The sequence below is a fragment of the Pseudomonas sp. BSw22131 genome (genome assembly GCF_026810445.1).
Taxonomy (GTDB): Bacteria; Pseudomonadota; Gammaproteobacteria; order Pseudomonadales; family Pseudomonadaceae; genus Aquipseudomonas; species Aquipseudomonas huanghezhanensis.
Map to the genome: position 1 here is coordinate 3,304,991 of NZ_CP113949.1, position 24,869 is coordinate 3,329,859.

At 53.4% G+C, this 24,869-nt stretch carries 18 protein-coding genes and 4 pseudogenes; 10 read left to right on the forward strand and 12 right to left on the reverse strand.

Features of this window, described 5'->3' with window-relative positions:
- The first annotated feature begins 67 nt into the window (after positions 1-67).
- The 5 genes from OYW20_RS14770 to OYW20_RS14790 all read left to right on the forward strand — a co-directional run bounded on the left by OYW20_RS14770 (position 68) and on the right by OYW20_RS14790 (position 6,477).
- The gene (locus OYW20_RS14770) at positions 68-340 is read left to right on the forward strand and encodes a hypothetical protein (protein ID WP_268796708.1); all 273 of its coding nucleotides are present in this window, start codon (positions 68-70) and stop codon (positions 338-340) included.
- A gap of 353 nt (positions 341-693) precedes the next feature.
- Positions 694-2,295: an inorganic phosphate transporter gene (locus tag OYW20_RS14775; RefSeq protein ID WP_268796709.1), complete on the forward strand. Its 1,602-nt coding sequence runs from the start codon at positions 694-696 to the stop codon at positions 2,293-2,295.
- Between the two features lie 9 nt (positions 2,296-2,304).
- Complete coding sequence (locus OYW20_RS14780; protein ID WP_268796710.1) at positions 2,305-4,158, forward strand: pyruvate kinase; 1,854 nt, start codon at positions 2,305-2,307, stop codon at positions 4,156-4,158.
- Positions 4,159-4,209: 51 nt separating this feature from the next.
- On the forward strand, positions 4,210-4,983 hold the full coding sequence (locus OYW20_RS14785; RefSeq protein ID WP_268796711.1) for a CHAD domain-containing protein: 774 nt from the start codon (positions 4,210-4,212) through the stop codon (positions 4,981-4,983).
- Positions 4,984-5,529: 546 nt separating this feature from the next.
- Positions 5,530-6,477, forward strand: a complete 948-nt coding sequence (locus OYW20_RS14790; RefSeq protein WP_268796712.1) for a DNA/RNA non-specific endonuclease — start codon at positions 5,530-5,532, stop codon at positions 6,475-6,477.
- Positions 6,478-6,585: 108 nt separating this feature from the next.
- Here OYW20_RS14790 and OYW20_RS14795 read toward each other — a convergent pair whose 3' ends face one another.
- The 3 genes from OYW20_RS14795 to OYW20_RS14805 form a co-directional block, all read right to left on the reverse strand.
- A complete protein-coding gene (locus OYW20_RS14795; RefSeq protein WP_268796713.1) occupies positions 6,586-7,017 on the reverse strand; it encodes an NUDIX hydrolase in 432 nt (143 codons plus the stop codon).
- A gap of 19 nt (positions 7,018-7,036) precedes the next feature.
- Positions 7,037-7,285 (reverse strand): hypothetical protein, encoded by a 249-nt coding sequence (locus tag OYW20_RS14800; protein ID WP_268796714.1) that lies wholly within the window; start codon positions 7,283-7,285, stop codon positions 7,037-7,039.
- 145 nt (positions 7,286-7,430) lie between these two features.
- The gene (locus tag OYW20_RS14805) at positions 7,431-9,455 is read right to left on the reverse strand and encodes a methyl-accepting chemotaxis protein (RefSeq protein WP_268796715.1); all 2,025 of its coding nucleotides are present in this window, start codon (positions 9,453-9,455) and stop codon (positions 7,431-7,433) included.
- Between the two features lie 674 nt (positions 9,456-10,129).
- On the opposite strand from OYW20_RS14805, the gene OYW20_RS14810 reads away from it, so the two are divergent.
- Positions 10,130-11,098, forward strand: a complete 969-nt coding sequence (locus OYW20_RS14810) for an endonuclease (protein ID WP_268796716.1) — start codon at positions 10,130-10,132, stop codon at positions 11,096-11,098.
- Between the two features lie 144 nt (positions 11,099-11,242).
- On the opposite strand, the gene OYW20_RS14815 is transcribed toward OYW20_RS14810, so the two are convergent.
- From OYW20_RS14815 to OYW20_RS26325, 6 genes and pseudogenes are all read right to left on the reverse strand, one after another.
- Positions 11,243-13,432: a putative bifunctional diguanylate cyclase/phosphodiesterase gene (locus OYW20_RS14815; RefSeq protein WP_268796717.1), complete on the reverse strand. Its 2,190-nt coding sequence runs from the start codon at positions 13,430-13,432 to the stop codon at positions 11,243-11,245.
- A gap of 582 nt (positions 13,433-14,014) precedes the next feature.
- A complete protein-coding gene (locus tag OYW20_RS14820) occupies positions 14,015-15,604 on the reverse strand; it encodes a methyl-accepting chemotaxis protein (protein WP_408005518.1) in 1,590 nt (529 codons plus the stop codon).
- Positions 15,605-15,759: 155 nt separating this feature from the next.
- Positions 15,760-15,978 (reverse strand): annotated as a pseudogene (locus OYW20_RS14825) (DUF4113 domain-containing protein); the annotation flags it as partial.
- A gap of 644 nt (positions 15,979-16,622) precedes the next feature.
- Positions 16,623-17,486, reverse strand: coding sequence for a methyl-accepting chemotaxis protein (locus OYW20_RS26315; RefSeq protein ID WP_408005519.1), 864 nt, complete (start codon positions 17,484-17,486; stop codon positions 16,623-16,625).
- Between the two features lie 42 nt (positions 17,487-17,528).
- Positions 17,529-18,263: pseudogene (locus OYW20_RS26320) on the reverse strand (MCP four helix bundle domain-containing protein); the annotation flags it as partial.
- A gap of 314 nt (positions 18,264-18,577) precedes the next feature.
- Positions 18,578-18,712, reverse strand: a complete 135-nt coding sequence (locus tag OYW20_RS26325) for a DUF4113 domain-containing protein (protein WP_408005410.1) — start codon at positions 18,710-18,712, stop codon at positions 18,578-18,580.
- Between the two features lie 253 nt (positions 18,713-18,965).
- Between OYW20_RS26325 and OYW20_RS14840 the strand changes: the two genes are divergently transcribed.
- The gene (locus tag OYW20_RS14840; RefSeq protein WP_268796721.1) at positions 18,966-19,145 is read left to right on the forward strand and encodes a hypothetical protein; all 180 of its coding nucleotides are present in this window, start codon (positions 18,966-18,968) and stop codon (positions 19,143-19,145) included.
- Between the two features lie 551 nt (positions 19,146-19,696).
- A pseudogene (locus OYW20_RS14845) lies at positions 19,697-19,898 on the forward strand (integrase); the annotation flags it as partial.
- Positions 19,899-20,164: 266 nt separating this feature from the next.
- Here the strand turns inward: OYW20_RS14845 and OYW20_RS14850 are convergent.
- Positions 20,165-20,476, reverse strand: coding sequence for a DUF1652 domain-containing protein (locus OYW20_RS14850; RefSeq protein WP_328284782.1), 312 nt, complete (start codon positions 20,474-20,476; stop codon positions 20,165-20,167).
- An 888-nt stretch (positions 20,477-21,364) separates the two neighbouring features.
- On the opposite strand from OYW20_RS14850, the gene OYW20_RS14855 reads away from it, so the two are divergent.
- Both OYW20_RS14855 and OYW20_RS14860 read left to right on the forward strand, forming a co-directional pair.
- Complete coding sequence (locus OYW20_RS14855; protein WP_268796723.1) at positions 21,365-22,168, forward strand: Crp/Fnr family transcriptional regulator; 804 nt, start codon at positions 21,365-21,367, stop codon at positions 22,166-22,168.
- 9 nt (positions 22,169-22,177) lie between these two features.
- Positions 22,178-22,672: a BLUF domain-containing protein gene (locus OYW20_RS14860; RefSeq protein WP_268796724.1), complete on the forward strand. Its 495-nt coding sequence runs from the start codon at positions 22,178-22,180 to the stop codon at positions 22,670-22,672.
- A gap of 380 nt (positions 22,673-23,052) precedes the next feature.
- Here the strand turns inward: OYW20_RS14860 and OYW20_RS14865 are convergent.
- Both OYW20_RS14865 and OYW20_RS14870 read right to left on the reverse strand, forming a co-directional pair.
- Positions 23,053-23,277: pseudogene (locus tag OYW20_RS14865) on the reverse strand (IS5/IS1182 family transposase); the annotation flags it as partial.
- Between the two features lie 323 nt (positions 23,278-23,600).
- The gene (locus OYW20_RS14870; RefSeq protein ID WP_268796725.1) at positions 23,601-24,866 is read right to left on the reverse strand and encodes a histidine-type phosphatase; all 1,266 of its coding nucleotides are present in this window, start codon (positions 24,864-24,866) and stop codon (positions 23,601-23,603) included.
- Positions 24,867-24,869: the final 3 nt, after the last annotated feature.

The following is a 24,869-nucleotide window of genomic DNA, read 5'->3' on the forward strand; positions in this document are numbered from 1 at the left end:
AACAGAGATTTAAGGAAACAAATTCAGTGTTATGAGAGACTTAGCCTTTTTTCCAGGAAGGTAAAGCATGACAGCACTCGATCTGTTGAGAACGCAAATGCAGGATGCTGAGCCTGTGCTTAAGGCGCTTGACATTGAACTGGAGCGTATCGCCTTCGACCCTACCAAAGGTGCGAGTGTTGATGCTGCCATCACTCAAGTGAGCAATGTGATAGATGCTCACCTGGCGGACTTTCGGGAAAACCCAATCCTTGGGCCTATGGCAGAGCAGCTCAAGTCGCAATATGTAGACGGGATTTACGAACAGGTTGCTTTAGCTGACAACTGCGCGGCGTCGTAACGCCGAAAGACAGTGAGGACATCAGACTTTACGAGCGCAAGCGTGGAACTGACTCGGAGCGTCGCTGCGCTCAAGGTAAAGCGCGGATGACACGACATTCAGCGTGGAAGTTCAGAGCACCCGCAAAGCTTCCTTCACTTCGATGCTTGGCACTGCCCGCTGAGAAACGGGAGAAGAATCTGACAGTAGCTCGCTGCCATTCGTGCTAACTCTCTACCAACGATGTTGCCAAATGGCACTGCTTTTCACCGCCGGTCACTTCTCCCCCTCAACACATCGCAGCGTCGTCGCGCTGTAGGAAAACTGTCACTTTAAGATTCTAGCTTGAAGTATCGAGCAACTTTGAGGTGCACATGGAACACACCCTTTCGGATAACTCTCATGTAGTCCGCCCGCGCCTTGACCATCGCATGGGCCCCTTTACCTTGCTGCTGTTCGGCGCGCTGCTGATCGGGGGAATTATCTTCAGCGCATGGGGCATCTTTCAGGACATTGATAAAGCCGGTGCAGTCGTGACGACCTGGCTGCCCTATGGGTTGTTGACATTGGCGCTGATCATCGCGCTGGGATTTGAGTTCGTTAACGGTTTCCATGACACCGCAAATGCCGTTGCCACCGTCATTTATACACACTCCCTTCCCGCCAATGTCGCAGTGATCTGGTCGGGGCTGTGCAATTTTACTGGCGTGCTGCTTTCAAGTGGTGCCGTAGCGTTCAGCGTCGTTGCGCTGCTACCCGTGGACATGATCTTGCAGGTGGGCTCCAGCAACGGCTTTGTGATGATCTTTGCTTTGTTGATTGCCGCCATCATCTGGAATCTCGGCACTTGGTGGATGGGACTACCAGCCTCTTCATCCCACACGCTGATCGGTTCGATTCTTGGCGTAGGCATCGCCAGTTCCTGGCTGGACGGACGCCCAGGCACACAGGGCGTTGACTGGTCACAGGTCACGAAGGTTGGTTACGCACTGTTACTTTCTCCGCTGGTAGGTTTCGTGTGCGCAGCAGGGCTGCTGTTGCTCATGCGCCTGCTGGTAAAACAAAAGGAGCTTTATCAGGAGCCGTCGTGTAACAAGCCGCCTCCCACCTGGATCCGTGGCTTACTCATCCTCACTTGCAGCGGCGTGTCGTTTGCTCATGGCTCCAACGATGGCCAGAAAGGCATGGGCCTGATCATGCTGATACTGGTCGGCACGTTACCAATGGCGTACGCCCTCAATCGGGCCGTACCGGTTACGCAAACCACGCAATTTGTAGCAGTTGCGCAAGTGACACACGACAGTTTAGCCAAAGCGGTGCCAGCACCCTCTCCCACCGACCCACGAGCCGTGCTGTTGCAATACGTGCGCAGCCGTGAAGCGCCCAGTGATCTTGTACCGGCGTTGACCGGGGTGGTTGACCTGATCGCAAAGGAAGTGCGCAGCTATGGCACCCTGAACAATGTGCCGTCGCAGGCGATGCATAACGTGCGCAATGACATGTTTCTGACCTCCGAAAGCATTCGCCTGATGAACCAGCAAAAGCTGGTCGACTTTCCTCAGGACACCCGTGACAACCTAAACGAATTCAAGAAGCAGATAGATGAAGCGACGCGCTTCATACCGTTCTGGGTGAAGGTTGCGGTGGCGATTGCATTGGGTCTTGGGACATTGGTGGGCTGGCGACGGATCGTCATCACCGTCGGTGAGAAGATCGGAAAAAGCCATCTGACCTACGCACAGGGAGCCAGCGCCGAGATGGTCACTATGGCCACTATCGGTGCCGCTGATGCTTTTGGCCTGCCTGTCTCGACGACCCATGTGTTGTCGTCCGGCGTTGCTGGTGCAATGGCGGCAAACGGAAGCGGAATACAAATGGCGACAGTCCGCAATCTACTCCTTGCCTGGGTCTTCACACTGCCAGCGGCGATGCTGCTTGCTGCCGGCTTGTACACGCTGTTTCACGCCATTTTCTAGGTAAGCGCCATGACGCCGCTGAAAGCATCCGTTGCACCCGCCGACGATCGCGCACGTCAGGGCGCTCTCAAGACGCTGTTGTTCTTGCGCAGGAAAATACAGGTCGCTGCCGAGAACGCGGCGAACTATGCGCACGTGCACGAGGATTACCGCAGCAGCGCCGTGAATCTGCTCAGCTATCTTGCGTTGCGAAGGCACGATATCCGGCTACTGCAAACGCAACTGAGTGAGCTTGGCTTGTCCTCATTAGGACGCTGCGAACGCAACGTGACCCGTTCCGTCGATCAAGTGATTGACGTGCTGCAGCAACTGACCGGCGCGACAGAAGATTCGCGCGCCTTGGCTCAGCGTGACAACGCGCCAATCAGCACCACCTCGCTACAAGACCACGGCAAAGCGCTGTTCGGCGACCCTCCTCGCGACAGGGCTGTGCGCATTATGGTCACCATGCCCACGGAGGCCGCTGATGATTACGCCATGGTGGAAAGCATGCTCGCGGCAGGGATGAACTGCCAACGCATCAATTGCGCACACGATGGGCCTGAAGTCTGGGGAAGGATGATTGAACATCTTCACAAAGCCAGTCAGAAACTCGGTAAACCCTGCGAGGTCGTCATGGATCTCGCAGGGCCCAAGCTGCGCACGGGCCCAATTGCGGCTCGTCCGCCAGTAATGAAAATACGTCCCGAGCGGGATAAAAAAGGGAAAGTACGAGCGCCAGCAAGGGTGTACTTGAGCGCTCACGAAATTGATGAAAACTGTCTGCAAGTGCCCTGTAAATGGCTGATGGGACTTGAGGTGGGCGATGTTCTGAGCCTAAGGGACGCACGGGATTCGAAGCGTCAAATGCTTGTGACGGATTGTGATGAATCAGGCTGCTGGGTCGAGATGCATAAGACCGCCTACATCGTTCCCGGCACGGTACTAAAACTCAAGAATGCAAAAGGGCGCAAACCGCATGCAAGAGTGGTCGCAGTACCTTCGAAGCCCTGCTCCATCAAGCTTCGAGAGGGTGATCACTTGGTGCTGGTGCATGGTAATCAGGAAGGTCAACCCGCCCTCCTCGACGAGCACGCCCACGTCATCTCGCCCGCCCGAATCAGCTGCAACTCAAACGCTGTCTTCAACGCAGCAGCCGCCGATCCCATCTGGTTCGATGACGGCAAGATTGGTGGGGTGGTGCTGTCCACTTCACAGGACGAAATGCAGATCTCGATTCACCACGCCCCTGACGGTGTGAAGCTCAAGGCGGACAAAGGCATCAATCTTCCCGCCACCGATCTCAAGTTGGGCGCCCTCTCCGATGACGATCTATTCGCGCTCGAATTTGCGGCGCAGCATGCTGACATCGTCGAGTTATCGTTTGTGAATAGCGCTAACGACGTGAACGCCTTGATGACTGAACTTAAGCGACTGGACGCTTTACGCCTTGGCGTTGTGCTAAAGATCGAAACGCAGCGTGGCTTTGAGAGTCTTCCAGAATTACTAATTGCAGGCATGGCCACCTCACGATTAGGGGTCATGATCGCGCGTGGGGATCTGGCGGTAGAGACAGGTTTCGAACGTACCGCCGAGCTGCAAGAGGAAATGCTCTGCTTGTGCGAGGCTGCACACGTCCCGGTTATCTGGGCTACCCAGGTTCTGGAGACGCTTGCCAAGACCGGAGCGCCCACAAGAGCGGAAATCACCGATGCCGCCATGGGAGTTCGTGCCGAGTGTGTGATGCTCAACAAAGGGCGGCACATTCTTAAAGCGATCAAAACCCTCGACGATTTACTCAAGCGAATGCAACACCACCACGACAAAAAACGCGACATGATGACAAAGCTGCACGTGGCGTCATCGCCAAGACTTTCACCTTAGACCCGAATACGTCTGCTACGCTGATCTCACTTTTTTCGAGTGAGAATCGCAATGTCATTCGTAGATGAATATGTACGCCAAATCATTGGATTAGAAGTCACGCTTTACCATGCGCGCGCCAGGCTGGAAGCCGATAGCGATGCTGAAGCTCTACATGATTTGAGAATCGCTATTCGTCGACTCAGAAGCTTGTTGCGACCTGTGCGAACCAGGGATGAAATCATTCCGCTCAATATTGCCGCTGCTGAAGTTGGCCGTATCACCACACCTGCCAGGGATCTGGAGGTGATGATTGGTGAGCTGGCACGCCATGGATATCTTCAGCAAGCCGATCGGCGAAAAGCGATACTCAAAAGCAACTATGCCTCTATCCTGAAAAGCCCGGCACTCGTTACGCTGTTCAATGAACTCGATAACTGGCCTGCCGCTTTTCGGCGCGCCGAAATTAACGGAGAGCTGGCCTGCGTCGAGACCGAAATCGATAAGTCACTGAATAATCGGGTCAAGCGACTTGTCGTCGGGCTCGCCGACCCCGGACATGACCGGCACGACATTCGGATCATGGTCAAAAACACCCGATATTTAGCCGAGGCCTTCCCGCACATTTCTTCACTTCGCAAGAAGTCCAGGGAAGAGCTGAAAACTGTTCAATCTGCGTTGGGATCGTGGCACGACCATTTTCAGTGGTGCGTCAAAGCCAAAATAGAACCGGACTTACGACCGTTATCCAGGCAGTGGGCAACTGCTTCCGAAACAGCACTGATGAAGGCCGAGAGCAAGTTGGTCTCGCTCCACCACCATCTTAAGCAAGACTTGAAGAAATAAATCAGCAGACCAGTCTTAGCGGCCAGGGACTGGCCACGTTTGCTTGGCTAACACTCGGGCGCTGGCTAAATCAGAGACTTTCGCCCGGCCCACCTGTGCGAAGCACAATGACTGGTTTGTCTAACTACCGGTCGTCGCTTCTCATGATAAATCCTCGCAAACACCTCTACATCGGTCGCAATATCCGGGTGATTTTCACCCGAACATCCCCAACCTTGTATGGAGGAGTTGCTATGACAATCAAAGTGGAAAAGGCCTTGGGTTGCCAGGACTGGCTTGTGAAGCTGGACGATTACCCCGTGAAATTTCGAAGCATGCTGGAAGCCGTAGAGTTTGCCGAGAGGTTGAAAGCGCGAATTGACGCTCCGCACGTCCTCCCTGGAGCCTGACCCTGAAGCCAGTACAAAGCACAGAACGAGGATGATGCATCACCTGCTCCGGCAACACGTCACGTAATGTTCATTGTTACCGGTGCATCATCACTGCTCCCTTCGAATACTTCGCCCGCACTCGAGCGGGCTTTTTTCAATTTGCAGAGACAGTGTAATGCCGACAAAACGCGTCCCTGTCGATCTTGCACATCGACCTCGTCTTGCTGATCTTCGGCCCATAGTTGCCACCTCATCCCTGCTCGCCACTGCCCAGCGATCAGCCCCGCAAGTCCGGGTCACGCCGGCGGAGCAATTGATAGATCGAAAAGGTTACAAGAGCGATTTTCTTGGCGACTTCTCAGTGCCTTGGCCAACGACGCCGAGCCTGATGGAGGATGTTTATCAGGTCGGCAATACAGACAACCGCCTGGACTACACCCACTTCTCGATAACCATGTCCCGCAGTCGGCGCATCGCACTTTATGTCGGGGTCAACGTGGAGGGTTCCAGCAGCGTGGAGATAGCTCGGCAACAGGACGTCTGGGCATATGACGGTCGCATACCCACCGAAGCACAGATTGGAGAGGATTTGTATCGCGACAATTTATTGGACAGAGGGCACCTGGTTCGCCGTCAGGATCCAAACTGGGGAGCCGAGGCGCAAATCGCTAACAACGACACTTTCCATTTCACCAACTGCTCGCCGCAGATGGCGGCATTCAATCAAAAGACGTGGTTGGAACTTGAGGATTATATTCTTCAAAACACTCGCCGCTGGAAAGCGCGGGCAACGATCTTCACCGGGCCTGTTTTCCGCGATGACGACCCGACGTACAGAGGCGTGCGAATACCCAAGGCATTCTGGAAAGTCGTCGCCTTTCTCGCAGACGACGGCAGACCTTCCGCCAGCGCTTACATGATTAGCCAGACTTCAGAGCTCGGAAAACTCGAACTGGTCTTTGGCGAACTCAGGACATATAGGCGCAGCGTCTCCCAGATCCAACAGCTGACAGGTATTAATTTTGGGGAGCTCGCTAACTATGATGGTTTTTCAAACGAAGAGCAGATCACAGGAACCCGAATCGAAGCACTGATTGGCGGGCCGGATGACATCCGTCTGTGATTGTTAATGCTTTTGGGTTGGGTTTGTCGTACCGGTTGCAAGACTTGCAGTCTAACCGGGCTCACAAGCCACCTGGCAATTACAAGCCCACCCTGGATAACTACATGTCTACCCGGCGTCGAGCAGGATCTGGCGGTCATGCACATCAGAGGCACTGCGCTTCAAAAGTGATCTGATAGGAGCACGGACATTTCGCCTGGACGCTTCCTTGGCATTCAGCCAACGGCAGGCGTCGATCTCGTTGCTGGGCCGCGGTTTCTGACGACCTGACCTCTGCGCTTCGAAAAGAAAATGGATGACATTGTCTTCTTCGTACTGGGAGACATAGGACAACTGATCGAAAGTCAGACCGGTTTCTTCTGCCATTTCGCGCATGGCCGCTTGCAGCGGCGTCTCACCCCGTTCGACACGGCCACCCGGAAGGTTCCACTTTGCATTGCGTTTGCGGACAAAAAGTATCTGCTCATCCCGGCGGCATATGACTGTGGCGCGCCTTTTCAGACCTTTGTCTTTCCCGTAGACGGCGTCCAATGCAGACATCATTGTTATCCTTTCGGTACTAAAAGCCGTAGGGTTGAAATCGCGACTCTTCGCCAAACATGCGCCACGAAGGTGTCGGTATCATGACCGTCCAACTTTCTTGCAAGTTAAAGCCGTAAACGTCATTTCCTCCTGCGCCAGATATGCAGTCATTTTCCAGCAACGTTCTGTTTACCAGCAGAAAAGCGACGTCCAATGAGGATGCATTTGCCGCCAAGGCTGCAGCGCATTTGAATTCAGCGGAAAACGAACGACGTTGTTTGGTCATCAGACACCTTTATCTGGCGAGAATAATCGCCTAAACGGGTGTCCGGTTTCATTAGACCGCTACAATCCATACTTTCAAGGGGCTATGGGTTGACGGCAAACAAAGGCAGGGGATCCCTATAATTAGAGAGTTCCCCTGTGTCGCCTTACAGCTTGAAACGCGAAACGACAGTACGCAGTTCCCCTGCCAGCAGCGAAAGCTCTTGCGCCGTCAAGGCGTTGTCTTCGATGCCCTCCATCAGCGCAACACTGCCGTTACGAATCTCCGTCACATTGCGGTTGATATCTTCCGAGACTGCATGCTGCTGAACCGCTGCGCTAGCTATCTGGGTATTCATGCCGACGATCTGCTCGACGCCGTCATTGATTGCTTCCAGGCTTGTCGAGGCCTGGTCGGCCGACTCGATACATTCCTGCGCGCGTAGTTTGCCTGCTTTCATTTGCTCGACGGCGGCGCCCGTCGCCAGTTGCAGCTCTTGGATAATCCGGCGGATCTCTTCAGTGGAGTTTTGTGTGCGCGAGGCCAGGGTTCTGACCTCATCCGCGACCACCGCGAAACCTCGACCCTGCTCACCGGCGCGCGCCGCTTCAATGGCGGCGTTCAACGCAAGCAGGTTAGTTTGATCGGCGATGTTGCGAATCACCTCTATAACGCCGCCGATCTGCTGGCTGTGTTGTGCAAGCGCCGACACCTTTTCAGCGCTGCGCTCCACTTCATTGGCCAAGGCTTCAATAGTAACGCGGGTTTCCTGCATTTTCTCCAGACCGGCGTTGGAGGACTGGCTCGCGTGCTCGGCGGCTTGCACTGCACCTTCGGTGTTTTGCGCCACGTCCGCAACGCTTGTGGTCATCTCATTGATGGCCGTGGCGACTTGTTCGGTTTCGCTCTGCTGGGCGCTCATTGAGCGTTTAGCACGGTCAATCGACACGCCTATGCGCTCAGCCGCATCGGAGACCGATTGTGAACTGCGCTCAACCTGAGCAAGCGAGGAGCTAAAGGCTTGGACCATATGGTTTAGGCCGCTGCCGACGTCGGCCATTTCATCTTTGCCTCGCACCTTAATCCGCACGCTCAGATCACCCTGCGCAATGAGCTGGGTGGCAATCAAAACGTCGTTAATGGTGCGGCGCATGGCGCTGTAAATGCCGCTGAACGCATACACCAGCAACAGGCCAAAAACGGCAAACATGCCAATGATGGATAACCGCTCCGAGTTTTTTTCCTGAACTCGGCGTTCAAGCGAATTCAGCAATGCGTCTTGCAGGGTGTCTTGCGCCTTGTACAACTCAGCCACCACCGCATTGCCCTTGGCCGGCAAGTTCTGTGCGCCGCTAATGGTGTCGCTTGTCGCGCCAATTACTGCTTCGAGGTCAGCGCGGAAGCTGTCCAGGCCCACGAAAGCTCTGTTGATCGGTGCCTGAATACTGTCGGAGAGTCCGGGTTCTCTGCGACCCAGCAGCGCAAGACTTTGCTGAAGTTCTTGATGGATGAGTAACTCATTTTTGAGCGTCGACTTCATTACGCTGCGCGCGCCTGCACTCAAGGTTTGCCCGTCATGCAGCCCACTGGCCAGCCCACGCAATTGCCCGACGATATTGATTTGCCGTGGCAACCTCAGGGTGCTCTGGTCGATCATGAACAGCGATGCGTAATCTTCATCCAACACCATCCCCGATGTGGCCGATATGAAGTAAACAAAGTTCAACGTCTCGGTGAGTTGATCGTTCCAATCGTCGAATATCGCGCTTTGGTTGGCATCAGCCTTCGCCAATTCGACCAACCGCTGGGCCCCCATATGCAGGCGCTGGACTCGGTCACCGGTTTCCAACTGGGTGTTGAACTGCCTGTCGGTGGCCGCCAATTTCGAAAATGCGTCCTCTAGCTTCACCTGGTTGGCAGATAAATCGGCTTGTGCGGTTTTATCACCGCTGAGCAAGCGGTTGGTGAGCGCGCGTTGCAACATCGATAAACGCAGTACAGGCGTCACGTCCAATAGATAGCCCTGTCCCGATTGTTCCAAGCGAATGACCTCTAGGCTATCGCTGATCTGATTGATGACGCGCGTACCAAGCAGAACCAGAGGGATCAGGACGATGATGGCAAGCACGCCGAATTTCGTTGGAAAGCGTAATCGGTTAGCCAGGTGTACGGCAGGAGCAAGGATATTCATGAGGTTCTCGCAGCCCAAATGGGACAGTTTGTAGGTGGTTTATGGGCAAGAACGCTCAGTTTTCTCGAATGCCCTGGTCTGTCTGTCGGATTCGGCTATCCACAACTTTTTATGACTAAACGTTTCAGCCACGATGTCGGCACGAAGATTGAGAACTTTATCGAAAACTGTACAGATATTTATTTTTGTACAGCTTTGGTCCAGCTTGTGAGTGGTGATGCATCTGTGACATCAATGCTCCGGTCGCGCTTCGTCACTGGAGATGCTGGGTTCGCCACTGGTATGGCTCAACAAAGCTCGATGTCCGGTTCGCGGCACCACAAAACGGCGACGGAGCCGGAATCATCCAAAACTCTTTAGTCGCCAAGACTATTCAGGGCTTCCAAATCACCAAGGGCTACCCACTCACCAGCAGCTAGTCGCCAGCAGCGCACACTCAAACGCGCCCAGCCTCTGCGAAACAACCGCTGTCGTTTATGACTTCAGCCCAAGCCGCCCAGGGGGATGCACCTAACGTCCTGCGAGACTGGAAAGACAAGCTGGCGTGGGCGGCATAACGCTTTCAATTTTAAGTTTCAAAGGTTTTTCTTTTGAGCCTATGCGTCTGCCGCGCGCATCTCGCCTGGCAAAAGATGCCCGTATACTGCGGCGCTTGATCTTCCAATGACGTGAACATGAAAAGAATACTGCTTGCTGTAGCGCTCTCTCTATCATCAATCCTAACCGCCCTCGCCGCCCCTCCTGCCACGTTCACCGAAGCTAAAATCGTCGCAAAACAGAAGGTCTATCTCGACCAGGCCAGTAGCTCAATGGGCGATCTCTACTGCGGCTGCAAGTGGACGTGGGTAGGTAAATCCGGCGGTCGCATCGACGCTGGATCTTGCGGTCTTAAAGCGAGGAAACAAGAGAAGCGCGAGCAAAGAACTGAATGGGAACACATCGTTCCAGCCTGGACATTCGGACATCAGCGCCAATGCTGGCAGAACGGCGGTCGCGAACACTGCGTGAAAGATGACCCGGTATTTCAATCGATGGAGGCTGACCTATTCAACCTGTACCCGTCGGTAGGTGAGGTGAATGGCGATCGGAGCAATTTCAACTACGGGATGGCGTCTGGTATCGCTCCGCAGTACGGTCAATGCAAGACCAAGGTCGATTTCGATCAGCGTGTCGCAGAACCGCGCAATGAAGTGAAGGGCCTGGTAGCGAGGACGACGTTCTACATGTTTGATCGCTACAACCTGAACATGTCGCGTCAGCAGCAACAGTTGTTGATGGCATGGGACAAACAGTTTCCAGTTACACCCTGGGAGCTTGAGCGAAACAAACGCATCACGGCGATCATGGGCCATGCAAACCCTTTCGTTACGGGCCAACGTTCCTGGGCATCGGGGTACAAGCCATCTGGCGACGGTGTTGTAAGCGCCCTCCCCCCACGCGCGGTGAAGACTTTGCCCGCCGAGCCTAAGGTGATCAGCTCAAGTTCCGCTGGAGCAATCGTCGGGAACAAAAACAGCCACATTTATCACCTACCAACAGGCTGTCCGAGCTACGCCAAAGTATCGTCCAAAAACCGAATTTCATTTGGCTCAGAATCTGAGGCGACCGCAGCGGGCTATCGAAAAGCGGGTAATTGCAGATAGGTTGCCAGCATTGCTGGACGTAACGAACCCATTTGCAACCCGCATGACGCTCGGACTTGATCGCGGCTATGTCGCTATCGATCAGATCCTCCGGATGCTAGCCTGCTAAGGACTCATCGGCCCGCTGCGCTTGGCAAGCTTCAATCAATTGAGCTTTGCGATCTCCTGCGCAGTTGAGACATAACGCTCAGTGAACTCCTGAGCCCTCATAGGACGACCATACAGGTAGCCTTGGCCCTCTTCGCATAAATAATGCCGCATCAGACTTTCCTGTTCGCGGGTTTCTATGCCTTCCGCAGTGACTTGAAGATTAAAGCCTGCAGCCAGCCTGACAACAGCCTCGATGATGACTTCATCTTTTTTGCTACGTTCGACGCCACTTACAAACGAACGGTCAATCTTCAGGCGTGTGACCGGGTAGTCTTTCAGAAGGCTCAAAGACGCATAGCCTGTACCAAAATCATCGAACGCAATGCCTACACCCAACGAGCGAAGGTAGCGCAGGGGCTCCATAATTCGCTGTTCGTTTCGCAAAATTATATTTTCTGTAATCTCCAGTTCGAGTGCGCTCGCCGGTAAAGAAAAGTCGTTAAGCGCACTTTCGACCGTTTCAGCAAAGTCGCGCGTACGAAACTGGGCTGCGAACAAATTGACGCCGATCCTGAAGCCGTCACAGCCAATATTTCGCCAATGAGCTGCCTGTTCACAGGCTGAGCGCAATATCCATTCGCCCACCGGTACCGCTAGAAGGCCTGCTTCCAGTACAGGTAAAAAAAACGCAGGAGACATGACACCCAATGTTGGATGGTTCCAGCGTATAAGTGCTTCGGCCCCGGTAATAGCGCCATCTGCAAGTCGTACCTGGGGCTGGTAATACAGTTCAAACTCTTTGTTCGCCCATGCCTGGCGCATCGATGAGCTCAGAGCCCCTCTCTTTGATGCGGTGTGTCGATGTTCGGAGGTGAACATACGAACAAGGGATCGCCCGTCAGACTTGGCTTGATAGAGCGCCAAATCAGCGTTGCCTAGCATTTGCTCCCCATCGTAATCGGAGCCTGACCTCATCGACACGCCAATACTGGCTCCGATATAAATAGAATTATCTTCAAACTCTATAGGCTCCTCAATGAGTGCGATTAGCGCCAAACCAAGCTCAATCGCTGTGGGCTCATCTACAATCTCTGGCATGAAAACTACAAATTCGTCCCCACCCAGACGGGCCACCATATGACACATCGGTACGCGTTCGCGAAGACGATTTGACGTCACTCTGAGGACAAAATCACCAGCGGCGTGGCCTAACGTATCGTTAACATCCTTGAAACCATCCAGGTCGATCAGAAGAATTGCCGCTGTTATTTGCGCGTCACAAGCCTCTTTAATCCGCTGCTTAAGTGTTGATCGATTAGCGAGGCCCGTCAGATGATCGTATTCAGCAGCGTGCTTCAGAAGTTTGTCAGCCGCCACACGTTCGGTGACGTCACGAATGATCGCCCCAAATTGAGGCTCCCCGGCTTCAGTCCATTGTGAGAGCGAGAGCTCGATGGGTATTTTATGGCCGTCACGATGCAGGGCCATCAGGTGGACGGATTTTCCGATGATGCGGGTTGGGCCGCCTGAGACTACCCTCGAAAAACCTGCATGATGCCTGGAGCGCATCTCTTGCGGAATAATGATGTCGAGAGTCTTTCCAACTGCGTCTTCGGAGCTATGTCCGAAAATAAGCTCGGCCGAATTATTCCACGAGGTGATTTGATTTTTGCTGTTTGAGCAAATAATGGCATCGGGTGAAGTAGACGTGATATTCGTGAACCGAGTGCGACTGTCTTCATTCTTGAGTTCGAGCCGCCGTAACTCCATTTTTTCGATAACGAAGACTGCCAAGTCCTGAAGAACAAGCTGGTCACGGTCTGAGAATGTCTCTCGGGGCTTATGGTCGATCAGGCATAAGCTACCCAGCACATGTCCCGTGGCCGTTATCAGTGGCGCCCCCGCGTAAAAGCGAATATGGGGAGCTCCGACAACCAAGGCGTTTGAACTAAACCTCTCATCCTTCGATGCATCAGGTATCAAAAAAACGTTACGACCCATGATCGCAAAATTACAAAATGAGACGTCACGACCCGTTTCGCACACATCGAGGCCAACACGTGCTTTGAAGAATTGTCGGTCGCGGTGTACTAAAGAAATCAGAACGATGGGTACATCAAAAATCCGAGATGCCATTTGGACGATCTGATCATATTCGTGCTCAGGTGGCGTATCCATCAGCGCGAAAGCATTCAAAATCTGAATGCGCTCTTCATCATTATCACTTACTGGGTAGGTACTCATTTGACGTAATCGCTTAAAGCTGACCGCACATAGAATGCGAAGCGATTGATATGGATCGTTGCTACTTCAGCACCGATGAAAATAAACTGCAAAAATATGCTCATATCATAAAAAAAAAGGAAAATTCTGTACATTTCAACACCTGTCGGCAACGTATTGGCAGCTGTTTCGAGCAGTTCATAAGCTGTATCGTCAAAAAAACGGATATCTGTAGAAATCTCTCAGCGAGCAGCATGCCAGGCATGAAGCGCACACCCACGCCAGGATTACCCAGACTGTTTTATTGCCCCGAATAAGCGATAGGGTTTTAACAACCTTGTCGGTAGCTGCGGCCTGCGAAACGGTGGAAAGATCCTCTGGGTAACCATCGCGCTGACAGAGATTAAGCAGAACTACCTCCGCTCTGCTATCTATGAAGCCAGGTCGACAAACCCGGCCTACCGCTTCCAAAGCAGTTTTTTCATCAACCTAATCGCGTCTGAGAGCAAGGTGTGGGAATGGCCTGATAAAGCCGCGAGGTTGCTAGCTCTGGCTCGGCTGGTGTGATTACGTAGAAAACCGAAAAATTGGCCGACGCTAACGCTAGAGCGCAAACCTTCCCACCAGTTTGCTCATGTCCACAGCAAGGCGTGAAAGCTCGGAACTCGCTGCGGCGGTCTGATTAGCCCCCGTTGCGCTCTGAATAGAAAGATCGCGAATACTCATCAGGTTGCCGTCGACTGAACGGGCGACCTGCGCCTGCTGCTCCGATGCGGTAGCAATCATCAGGTTCATTTCGTTGATTTCATTGATTGCTTTCGCGATCAGGGTCAGCGCGGCACCTGCTTCATGAGCGATGCTGAGGGTGCCATCGGCCTGCTCACAACTTTCACTCATGGCCTTGGTGGCCTGAGCAGTGCCCTTGAGTATATCGCCGATCATTTGTTCGATTTCCTGAGTCGAGGTCTGGGTGCGATGTGCCAGAGCCCTGACTTCATCGGCCACTACAGCAAAACCGCGTCCCTGCTCACCCGCCCGTGCAGCTTCGATTGCCGCATTTAATGCCAGGAGATTGGTTTGTTCGGCAATCGTGCGAATGACTTCCAACACCTTGCTAATGTCCTTGGATTGAACTGCCAGACGCTCTACATCGACACTGGTGTTCTGCACCGTCTTGCTTAGTTTCTCGATGGCGCTGACCGTGCTCGTTACCCGCGCCGCTCCTGTACGTGCTGATTGATCAGAGGCTTTAGCCGCATCCGACGCGCTAGCAGCGTTACGCGCCACTTCATCGACCGCAGCGGTCATTTGATTGACTGCGGTGGCTGCCTGATCGATTTCATTATTCTGGCGAAGTAAACCTTTACTGGACTCTTCGGTGACCGCATTCATTTCCTCGGCAGCGGACGCCAGTTGAGTGGAGGAATCCCCAATCAGCTTGATAGTATCGCGCAAATTGTTTTGCATGATTTGGGTAGAGCGCATCAGGTCGGAAAATTCGTCTTTGCCTGTAACGTTAATCACGCTGCGCAGATCACCTTTAGCGATTGTTTCGTTGATAAGCAACATGTCGCGCAAGGGTGTAACGATACTGTTGGTAAACAGTACGGCCAGAATCACAGTCGCCAGCAATGCAGCTGTGATTATAAAAACAATAAACGTCAAACCACTTTGATACGAATCCTCAGATTCTTTTCCGGAGATTGCCGCCTCATCAATGTTCAGTTGAACAAGTCCGCTCACGGCTTCGTCAAGAACAGGTGTAACAGGAGTCACATTGGAGCCTAGATAAGCCAGCGCTTTAGTCGGCTCGTTTCGCCGCATAAGTGAGCTCACTTCGTCAAATGCAACCAGCATGTTTTCAGTGTTGTCAGACATGACCTTGAACAATTGCACTTCTTTTGGATTCGCATCTTCGCCTGAAACAAAAGGGCCATAGAGCTTGATTTGCTTTTTTAATTCCTCGCCAAGCGCGGCTATCGTACTGATCGACGTGGCAATGTCTTGCGAATCGGTCTTGAACAGCAGTCGGCGGACTTCCAGCCTCAGGCGCAGCATCGCGGAATTAATTCGGTCGGCAACCACCACGCTGGCGAATGCATCGTCTTGAAGAGCTCTGGCAGTCTCGCGGACTTCCCCCATTTTCCAAACGGAAATACCACCCAGGGCAACCAATAACAAGGCGATAAACATAAAGCTGAGTGCTGCGCGTACTGATACTTTAAGGTTTCTCATCGCAACAAATTCCTGGCGTTGATCGATTTTTTGCTCGCTTAGGAATTGTCGGCAAACTAAAGCAAAGCTTGAGTGAAGTAGCCCCCCACCCACGGCGTTCTGCCGAACCCAAACTACTTGGGTTTCACTGTCCAGAGCTGATCCACCTTCGTGGTATCGCTCTGCCTCATGAAGTCGTGGCGCATTGAGCATTTCGGGTTGTTGGGAACGCTACCTGAGCGCAGCGAGCCCCGCCCCCATCGACCGTTGATCTCGTCCAGCACGCCCATGACCTTGCCCGATGCGCCTGGTTGCAATACCGCGACAAGGTCATCGGTGGACTCTCCTGGCTGACAGATCCATCAGGAGACCGGCGTGCCGGAGCTCCATCAGGATTCACGACCTCAAAGCATTCGTTGGGTAGTTGCCTTCGCGCCATGGGTGTCACCGAAGAGGACCGCAAGACTCAATTCGGCCAAAAGAACGGCAGCATTGCTACCGTGGGTGCAGGAATACTTACGGGATTGCTGGTCATGGCAATCGCTAATACCATTGGACGTTGAGGTTACCGTTACACCTGCATACAGGATGGATTGCCATAGTAGCGGCTACTGGGTGCTTCGCTTGGTATCCGTTGCACGGTATCTTCGCAATGAGCACAGTCCCTATTTCTGTCGCGTTTGCTACGGGAATGTGCTCGGTTATTTTGTGGTAACCGGAAGCGACTTCAGACTCATCTGTTTGAGTGCTTTGAGGATGTAGTGGCGAGAACGCTGAATCAGCGAGTGGTGAAATTGAAAGATATTATCAACAGCAGGTTCGCACCTAAATCCTAACCCACGGCCTTACTCTCCAGCATTAACCCTGATGTGTTGACCTGAGGATGCCTGATGTGAAACATCTGGCGTTCTGTGTTTGGGAAGACCGTAACGCTGTCGCTAACGCCAAGCGTGGATCGCACCTTACGGTATTAATGGTGGCTAATGACCTCGTCTGATCAGATTTTGAATCGGCTAATCAGCACGCCAAATGACGTCGCCAATCTCGACAACTCTAAACTCGAGGTATTAGTTTGATGTGCCCCCGTTGCCGTTTGTACGGACAGGTCCTGAATATTGACCAGATTACGGTCAACCTCTCGTGCAACTTGAGCCTGCTCTTCAGCAGCGCTCGCGATCACCAGGTTCTTTTCGTTGATGATTGAAACGCCATCGGTGATGCGGTCAAGGGCCTGGCCGGCCTCAATGGACTGCGCCCGCGTATCGGCCGCCAACGCTTTACTTTTATTCATCGCGAGAACGGCCTCTTCAGCGCCCAAACGTACCTGTTGCATCATCGACTCGATGTCCGCCGTGGACGCTTGGGTTCTATGGGCAAGCGCACGGACCTCATCAGCTACAACTGCGAAACCCCGACCTTGCTCCCCTGCCCGTGCTGCTTCGATAGCTGCGTTCAAAGCAAGTAGATTGGTCTGCTCCGCGATGGCCCTGATTACTTCAAGCACCTTTGTAATCTCTTTAACGCGAGTTGCCAGAACTTCAACTTTGCCGGTTGAGTTCTCAATTTCGTCCGCCATTGCAGCCACAGAATTAACAGCGCTACGGACTTGATCACGCCCTTCTAAAGCATTTCGACTAGTTTGCTCAGAAGCTTCAGAAGCGCCTGTCGCATTTCGGGCAACCTCTTCGACTGCGGCGGTCATTTCATTCACTGCTGTTGCCGCTTGCTGAATCTCATCATTCTGCCGCGTCAGGCCACGTGAGCTTTCTTCCGTGACTGCATTCAGCTCTTCAGATGCCGAGGCAAGTTGGTCAGCAGCACCGCCAATCTCTCTTACTGTGACGCGAAGATTCTTCTGCATTTTATCCAATGCACTCAGCAAGGCACCGACCTCGTCACGCCCGCTGATTTCAATGCTTTTAGAAAGGTCACCATCAGCCACTTCCTCTGCGCTGCGTACCGCGATGTAAAGCGGACGCGTGATTGAGCGGGTAATGATCATTCCCAAAGCGACGGCAGCGAGGAAGGCTGTCAGTACCCCGATGCCCAATGCCCAGTAAGCACTCGCAGTAGCGACCTGTGCTGCTACTGCAGACTCACCGCTTTGGCGATAGTTGGACGCAACCACGGCTTCAAGCGCATCAACATTGGCCTTGAAAGCAGGCGAAACTCGCTCCCGGAATAGTTGGGTAGCTCCATCAAGGTCGCCCGACGCTGCCAAAGCGATAACTTTGCTCGCGCCCTGAGTATAGGCTGGCCAAGTTTTTTCGAATTGGTCCCCCGCCACACGCTCATCATCATGCAGAGGTGTTTGGCGATAGTCTTTGAATAGCCGCTCAACCTCCTTCTGATTATCAGACATTGATTGCACTGCCGCGTCAAATGCCGCCTGGTCTCCCTTAGAATACTTGATTAACAGGGCAGCATGCAGAGCTCTCGAATACGCAAAAGCCTTTCCGCGGGCATTGGCAGTGTTGTAAACAGAAACAAGGTTATTGCTAACGATTCCGTTTATTTTTTTATCGAGTGTTGTTACACCCGAATATCCTACGATCCCCACTCCCAGCGTGATGATGGCGCACGCGATAAACGCAGACATCAATCGTGTAGAAAGCTGGATGTTACGTAATATCTCCATAGAATACTCCAGGAATTTTTATTTAGCTGAGCCACAGAAGTCAGGCCTTCACTGTATCGGGAGGTGTCTCCGTTTACTTGAGGGATTTATTTTTAAAAACAGTAACTTAAATAGGCAGCTAACAATAATCACTGCAATGTAATCCCTTTGAATTGAGTTACCAATCAAATGGATATGGTTACTCTTTGGATTAGCGGCCAAGAATGGCGGATAGCAATCCTATCAATAAACTCTATTCCACATCCCTTTTACAAAATAACGACATAAAGATCACTGTCTTATAGTTTTCGAGCCTCCCGAATAATATAGCTTCCTTAGTATTTAATAGATCTGACAGTTATCCGCGTTGTGGGGACGACGGTTAACGCCCATTCCGGGTTACTGGGAACGCTGCCAGAGCGCAGAGTGCCTCGCCCCCATCGACCGTTGATTTCGTCCAACACGCCCATGAACTTGTCCGCTGCGCCTGGCTGCGATACTGCTTCGAGTTGACCGCTCGGCTGGCTGAGAGTTAGGGCGCCAATTTGCCTTCGAATACGCAAAAAAATTTGTTCAGCAAACAGACAGGATTTTCCGTTGCGACAAAATATTGCTGGGTTAGGTTGAAATGCCGGCCAGCTAGCGTGTCGCGTCAATGCTCATAGCAGCGATGCGGCATGAAATTGTCCGGACATGCTTTAACCCTTTACCAGGAGAGCAACAATGAAAATTGTAACCAGCGTCACTGCTTTAAGCGTTGCATTCGCAGCCTGCTCGTCTGTTTCCGCGTCTCAAATTCAAGCCCCAGCAGGGCAGCAACCCAGCAGTCACGTAATCAACGTTTCACCACCTCTGCTGCAATTGGCAGGGAATGGTGGTGGCGATGGCGGCGGACGCGATTGAAACCTGATCTTTAACCTTCGAGGAGTTAACCCATGAAGAAGCTGATCATCTTTCCGCTATGCAGCGTGTTTGCGGTCTTACTGACACCTTCGCATTTCGCAATGGCCTTTGAGCGCCCAACCACCCAAACAACACTCTTAGTAACAACCATGGCCGCCAATGATACGCCCACGGACATACGTTCAGGCTCCGGAGGGAACCGCGGCAACGGTGGACATGGTGGTGCCGGCGGTGCTGGAGGGAGTGGAACTCTACCCGGAAAAGGAGGCTCTGGCGGCAAGGGTGGCGCAGCGGGCCCTGGCGGTACGCCAGGCGCCGATGGCGCTCCAGGTGCGGACGGTGCTCGCGTCCCTAGCGACCCGCCTGACAAAAAATCCAGCACCTGAATGCTCGAAATAGTTGGAACAGAGGGAGCAGCTCTCTTCCAACTTATTTGTGATTGAACTGAGTTGGTTTTATGCGCAATCTATCTGTTGTGTGTTCGATAGTCCTTACAGGGCTTATGAGCTCAGGAGCTGAGTTAGCACTTTGGCAATGCGTAGCGCCACGGGTACGCGACGCGGACTGACGAGCAGATGCCAAGCTTCCACGAGGTCCGGGCATTGTCACTGCACCTTTACAAGAGGGACGGAAAAGATGGTCAGAAGATCGCTGGGCACGCAACCGAGAAAATGACACGTAACTACCCGCGAGACCACATAGAAATCGTCTGATGCGCTACCGGACCTGAATATCAGCGAAATCATCGGATAGTTTTGCACCAGCTTTGCGCATCTATTGCGCAGGCACAAAAAAGCCGGTTGAGATAACCGGCTTAACTGTCTGATGTTACTCAGGAATAAATGGTCGGGACGGAGTGATTCGAACATATTTACGACGAGCAGATCAGCCCGCCGATGCAGCAGATCATCGTGGTTAGGGCGCTGAGCGTCGGGCCAAAGATTGCAGCAAACCAAATCGATTAAAACCAGCATCATTGCCGAGGCGGCATGCGGATCCACCCTTCGGCGATGTTAAAGCTATCCCTGACGATTCAGCGGAGAACTGGAGTCCCGTTTCGCCACCTGAACCAATCCGTACTCCTCCCTTACTTGAGCGACAAGATCGGACACAGACCTCATCGTGACCAAGGTAGCGATCGGGATACCTGGCGCAGTCAGATCCACCCGATTCGTTGATGGATTTATCAGTTGAATTGTCATTGTGCCGACACCGTTGACGGTGCAAATACACTTCAGGGGCAAGAAGCTTGATTCAATGATATGACGCAATTCGAGGCTGGAAATCATGGCGTGTTCCTCCCTAAACATCTTCTCCGGTCCAACCATCATAGCAATAGCAGCTCAGCGTTCAAATGGCATGGCGACAGTCACATCAAGGAAGAGCAAATTTGCTGCGCTGCTTGCTTTACTTCCCTGCAGTCGCCACCACACAGAGGATTCAGCCATGGTGTAACCGAAAATTAACCGCCAGCTGCTCATGCAGCGGACGGCGCAAGGTGACGTATGGAGGCATGCTTACCTGTTGCCGCTGATGCAGAAGTGACCCAGCTGCCGAAATTTCGCTGACCCAGGCTTCTAATTCGTAAAGAGTTAGCAGGTCTGACTTTGGGCTGAATACTTATGGGGCAACGCCAAGTCGGCAGCAGGGTCAATGCTGCATCAGCGATAACACAATCGAGAAACGCTGCATCGCGCTAATACGGGCCCGGCCCTGCGGGTTGCGCGAAAAATATCGTCATGCGGTTTTGGAGGACTTGGTAAGGGAACAATCATTCGTGCCCTAGGTCAGCGCCCCAGCCACCAGTCCGGCCAGCGCTGCCCGCGGCAGGTTGCGGCGGCTAGCGCTGGCGCCGTCCGCCGAGGATGTGGCGGCTTGGCTGGGGCGGTTCGGCTTGTTCATCACTGCTTTCTTGCGGATAGTTCTGTGACGCCACGAACCTTAATTCCTCAGCTATGGTTGAGGTCAAGTGTTTCTGCGGAAATGAGTGCATGGCAACGTGGTATCGCCGGGCTGACCGCGTGCTACCGTGCGTGCTCAACCATGCTTGAGGTGGACATGTCGAACGCAGTGGAGCGACTCAAAGCCGATCGTGACGGTGGCCAGACGGGCCGCCTACATTTATGCGGCTATGTGCGGTAACGAACATACCAAACCAATCCAAACAGCTACCCTCTGCCCCTCAGAAAAACTTCCAAAATTTCCAGAGAAATTTGCCTGTGTATTTAAACGTTCGTCCGGAAGATAACTACTTGCTGGCAACTCTGCCAACTGCAGATTTCGATCGCGTGCTGCCAAACCTTGAGCTGGTGACCCTTGAGGCTGGGCAGGTGATGGCGGAGCCCGGACAGCCGATTTCGTACGCGTATTTCCCTACGACGGCAATCATCTCGATGATTTACATGATGGAAAACGGCGACTCTGCAGAGGTTGCAGTCGTGGGGCGTGACGGCGTGGTGGGCATTTCGCTCTTTTTGGGCGGCGGTAAAACTTCCAGTAGCACAGTAGTTCAGAACGCCGGTCAAGCCTATCGTCTGTCATCCCGCAATTTGGCATTGGAGTTTGACCGACACTCGGCAATGATGCGCACCCTCTTGCGCTTCACCCAAGCTACGGTTGCTCAAATGACTCAAATTGCAGTTTGTAATTTGCATCACCGCCTGGAGCAGCAACTTTGCCGCTGGCTCCTCGTGCGAGTCGACCTTGTTCCCTCGGAACTATTGACGATAACGCACGAACTCATAGGGAAAATGCTCGGCGTGCGGCGAGAGGGCGTAAGCATCGAGGCGAGCAAACTACAAGCTGGCGGGTTAATCCGATACAAGCGTGGGCTGGTTCAGGTGGTTGACCGTGCAGGATTGGAGAGGCTGGTTTGTGAGTGTTTTGGGGCGGTGAAGGATGAATATGCAAGGCTGCTACCACGAATTACCAATGACATGCATAAGCCCAAGCATCCAAGCAATTTAAATTCGACTACCTCCATTACTACTGCTGAAATTAATCCGCTTAATTTGGAGCAATGATAAACGGACATGCCCAGCCCTGAACTTAATGAAGAAAATGCACACTCTTTTAACTGTGGAGCAAACAGAGCCATGCCACTCATTCAGTTGATTTACACCAGTTGTTTGGTCAGCAGTGCACCAGAAGTGATTGCCGAAATTCATCAAACTGCAAAACTTATCAATAAATCTCGCAACATCACTGGCATGCTTCTGTACGCAAATGGTGGAATATTGCAGGTGCTTGAAGGTGATGAGGCGGACGTCAGCAAGACTTACCTGTCGATCGAAGCGGACAAGCGTCATACAGACATATTTCTGCTTTCAAAAAATAAAATAAGTGCGCGGAATTTTGCAGCTTGGGATATGGGTTTTAGACAATTGACTGACACAGAATACGGCGACACGCTACTTGATGCAGATATTTTCAAAGCAGACCGAAATGAAATCGAAAATCGGGTAAAGCCTGGCGCAGCATTGGCTATGTTGGTGCTGTTTGGGCACGGTATTGAGGTGATTAACTAGCGATTAGGCTTCCCCCGGCTCCCCGGACACAGCGGGTCCCTAGAAAGTCTTGTGCTTACAGCATAAACCAGTCCAGTTTGTTGCCTCGACAGCCCAGGCAGGGTGGTTAAACCAAGCCCTGCCATTGCCCCTTACCGTACATCACGAGAACAGACCAGCCGCCGGAACCGTCCACAGCATTTGCATCCCGTCTTCATCTGCTTGAATGAAACCAGGGTTGAAAGACCTGGAGCGCGAGGAAAATTCTGCGCTTGAGCGTAGAGCGAAATCACGCCGAGTTCGATGACACCGAAGGCGACCAACAGACGGGTTCTAGGGACACTCTGCAAACGTGGACCCGCGTCGTGCATCCCCAGCTCGAAACGGTCTGCAGTGCCCGCCACCACCAAGTGAATCTTGCTGGTGTTGCCGGCCCGAATTTTCCCTATGGCTTCATCATCTCCGCTGATGGCGCCGGCACTGTGCTGGTGGGCCTTGGCATAACTGCAATCAATGAAAGCCCACTCCATGCCGGGGTCAGCCACAAGCGCCTTGAAGATCCTGAGCCACTTACCGCAAGCAGACCAGGCATCGAAGCGTTTGTAGATCCTGTTCCAATCCCCAAACTCACAGGTACTCGGACAAAGATTTCACTTAGCAGCTTCCCGTCAGCCGTCAACTGACTGTAAGAAGGCCGGCCTTTTCAGAAATCGACGAGCAAACGAGCGATTGATCACCATGTCTCACAAGTGTGTTTGGACCAAGTCACACAATGAGCCCTAAATATTAAGTCGAACACAGGTTGTGGTGAGGGTGGCCGAACGGTCGATAGCCAGCCGTCACTCGTAGCTACTAAAGACGGCTATTTCGTGACCAGCGCCGGGGCAAACTTCTATGCAGCCATCAACAGGAGTAGTTTCAGTGCACCACTAAACGTCTACCGCCATGATCACGGGTTGTCGTAGTGCTGTACCTCAGTCGCAGACCGATCGATGCGCTTTTCCATCTCGCCAACAAACCCGTTCAATGGCATCAATCCCTCTCCCGCATACCCCTGGTACTGCACCTGATAGGGCGGTGCATCGGACAAACTGCGTAATTGGTCCAGGCTCTGCGCCACATAGGCAACGCTTACAAACTGCGCGCCTGTGCGGTCGTTCGCCCAGCGTTCAAACACAATAGTGCCGCCCGGTGCTGCGTCATTCTCGGGGTATTCGGCGATTTTCCAGTCAAAGCCCAGCAGCGTGCGCAACTGCGCGATGTTGCTGTCGTGGCCCACGTACGCCAACCATTTGGTACCAGGCGGGCTGCCCACTGATGTCGGTTGCAGGGCCAGCAGGATTTGTCCGAGCAATTGCGAAGCCCCCCGCTGGGCGATGTAAGGTACGTGATTGCTCAGCGCGTATTTTCCCGAACGCAAGGCCATTAAGGTAGATACGTCTGCGGCGGTGCGACCTTCGCCAAACGCCACTTGGTCCAGTGGCAAGCCTTCGGCGTATTGCATGCGGAAAGTTTCGCTCATGGCCGCGCCCACACTCAACGGACCGCTGAGCTTGATGACGCCTGCGTTCTCTTTCAGCGTCCAGGGTTGCTTGCTCAGGGCGCAGGTCTTTTTCCCGCAGAGCGTCGGCACGCCTACCAAGTGCTGCATGGCCAGCAACGGCGCCGCAAAGCGCTCGCGAGCTGCGTCTACGCTGCCACCCATGGCTGCCAGCATCGCCACCTGGGTGCGCACCGGGTCCAGTGGTGCCAGGCCATTTTCGTCGCCGTGGAACAGCCGGTCTTCACTCTCACGCACATGGTGTATCGCTACGTTGCAACCCGGGAACATCCCCTTTACCAACGCCGTACTGGTGTCCTGAGCACGCGCTACCGGGCTGGACCACACGTAGGCATCCCCCGCCTGCGGGCACTGCCCCGCGTTGAACAGGCCGAGCGAATCCAGCGTGTGGCGTTGCCATTGGCCGAGCAGCACGGTGGCAGCACGGCCATGGGCGGTCAACTGACCGTCGCGGGCACCAAACGCTGGCCAGGTCTTGGCCGACCAGCGTTGCAACTCGGCGGTGTTGGTAGCCGCGCGGATACCGTGGCGCATCACCAGTACCACCTTGTCCAGGCGCAGGCCGGTGGTGTCCAGAGGCGCGGCCACCGCTGGAAGCGCCAGGCACACGCCCAGCGCCAACCCCGCATATTTCAATAACTTCGATTTCATCATCAC

What these genes read in the sequence shown, in the direction of transcription:
- OYW20_RS14770 (WP_268796708.1), top strand. Translation starts at nt 68, where the DNA reads ATGACAGCACTCGATCTGTTGAGAACGCAAATGCAGGATGCTGAGCCT.
- OYW20_RS14775 (WP_268796709.1), top strand. Translation starts at nt 694, where the DNA reads ATGGAACACACCCTTTCGGATAACTCTCATGTAGTCCGCCCGCGCCTT.
- OYW20_RS14780 (WP_268796710.1), top strand. Translation starts at nt 2,305, where the DNA reads ATGACGCCGCTGAAAGCATCCGTTGCACCCGCCGACGATCGCGCACGT.
- OYW20_RS14785 (WP_268796711.1), top strand. Translation starts at nt 4,210, where the DNA reads ATGTCATTCGTAGATGAATATGTACGCCAAATCATTGGATTAGAAGTC.
- OYW20_RS14790 (WP_268796712.1), top strand. Translation starts at nt 5,530, where the DNA reads ATGCCGACAAAACGCGTCCCTGTCGATCTTGCACATCGACCTCGTCTT.
- OYW20_RS14795 (WP_268796713.1), bottom strand. Translation starts at nt 7,017, where the DNA reads ATGTCTGCATTGGACGCCGTCTACGGGAAAGACAAAGGTCTGAAAAGG.
- OYW20_RS14800 (WP_268796714.1), bottom strand. Translation starts at nt 7,285, where the DNA reads ATGACCAAACAACGTCGTTCGTTTTCCGCTGAATTCAAATGCGCTGCA.
- OYW20_RS14805 (WP_268796715.1), bottom strand. Translation starts at nt 9,455, where the DNA reads ATGAATATCCTTGCTCCTGCCGTACACCTGGCTAACCGATTACGCTTT.
- OYW20_RS14810 (WP_268796716.1), top strand. Translation starts at nt 10,130, where the DNA reads ATGAAAAGAATACTGCTTGCTGTAGCGCTCTCTCTATCATCAATCCTA.
- OYW20_RS14815 (WP_268796717.1), bottom strand. Translation starts at nt 13,432, where the DNA reads ATGAGTACCTACCCAGTAAGTGATAATGATGAAGAGCGCATTCAGATT.
- OYW20_RS14820 (WP_408005518.1), bottom strand. Translation starts at nt 15,604, where the DNA reads ATGTTTATCGCCTTGTTATTGGTTGCCCTGGGTGGTATTTCCGTTTGG.
- OYW20_RS26315 (WP_408005519.1), bottom strand. Translation starts at nt 17,486, where the DNA reads ATGCAGAAGAATCTTCGCGTCACAGTAAGAGAGATTGGCGGTGCTGCT.
- OYW20_RS26325 (WP_408005410.1), bottom strand. Translation starts at nt 18,712, where the DNA reads ATGGGCGTGTTGGACGAAATCAACGGTCGATGGGGGCGAGGCACTCTG.
- OYW20_RS14840 (WP_268796721.1), top strand. Translation starts at nt 18,966, where the DNA reads ATGAAAATTGTAACCAGCGTCACTGCTTTAAGCGTTGCATTCGCAGCC.
- OYW20_RS14850 (WP_328284782.1), bottom strand. Translation starts at nt 20,476, where the DNA reads ATGATGGTTGGACCGGAGAAGATGTTTAGGGAGGAACACGCCATGATT.
- OYW20_RS14860 (WP_268796724.1), top strand. Translation starts at nt 22,178, where the DNA reads ATGCCCAGCCCTGAACTTAATGAAGAAAATGCACACTCTTTTAACTGT.
- OYW20_RS14870 (WP_268796725.1), bottom strand. Translation starts at nt 24,866, where the DNA reads ATGATGAAATCGAAGTTATTGAAATATGCGGGGTTGGCGCTGGGCGTG.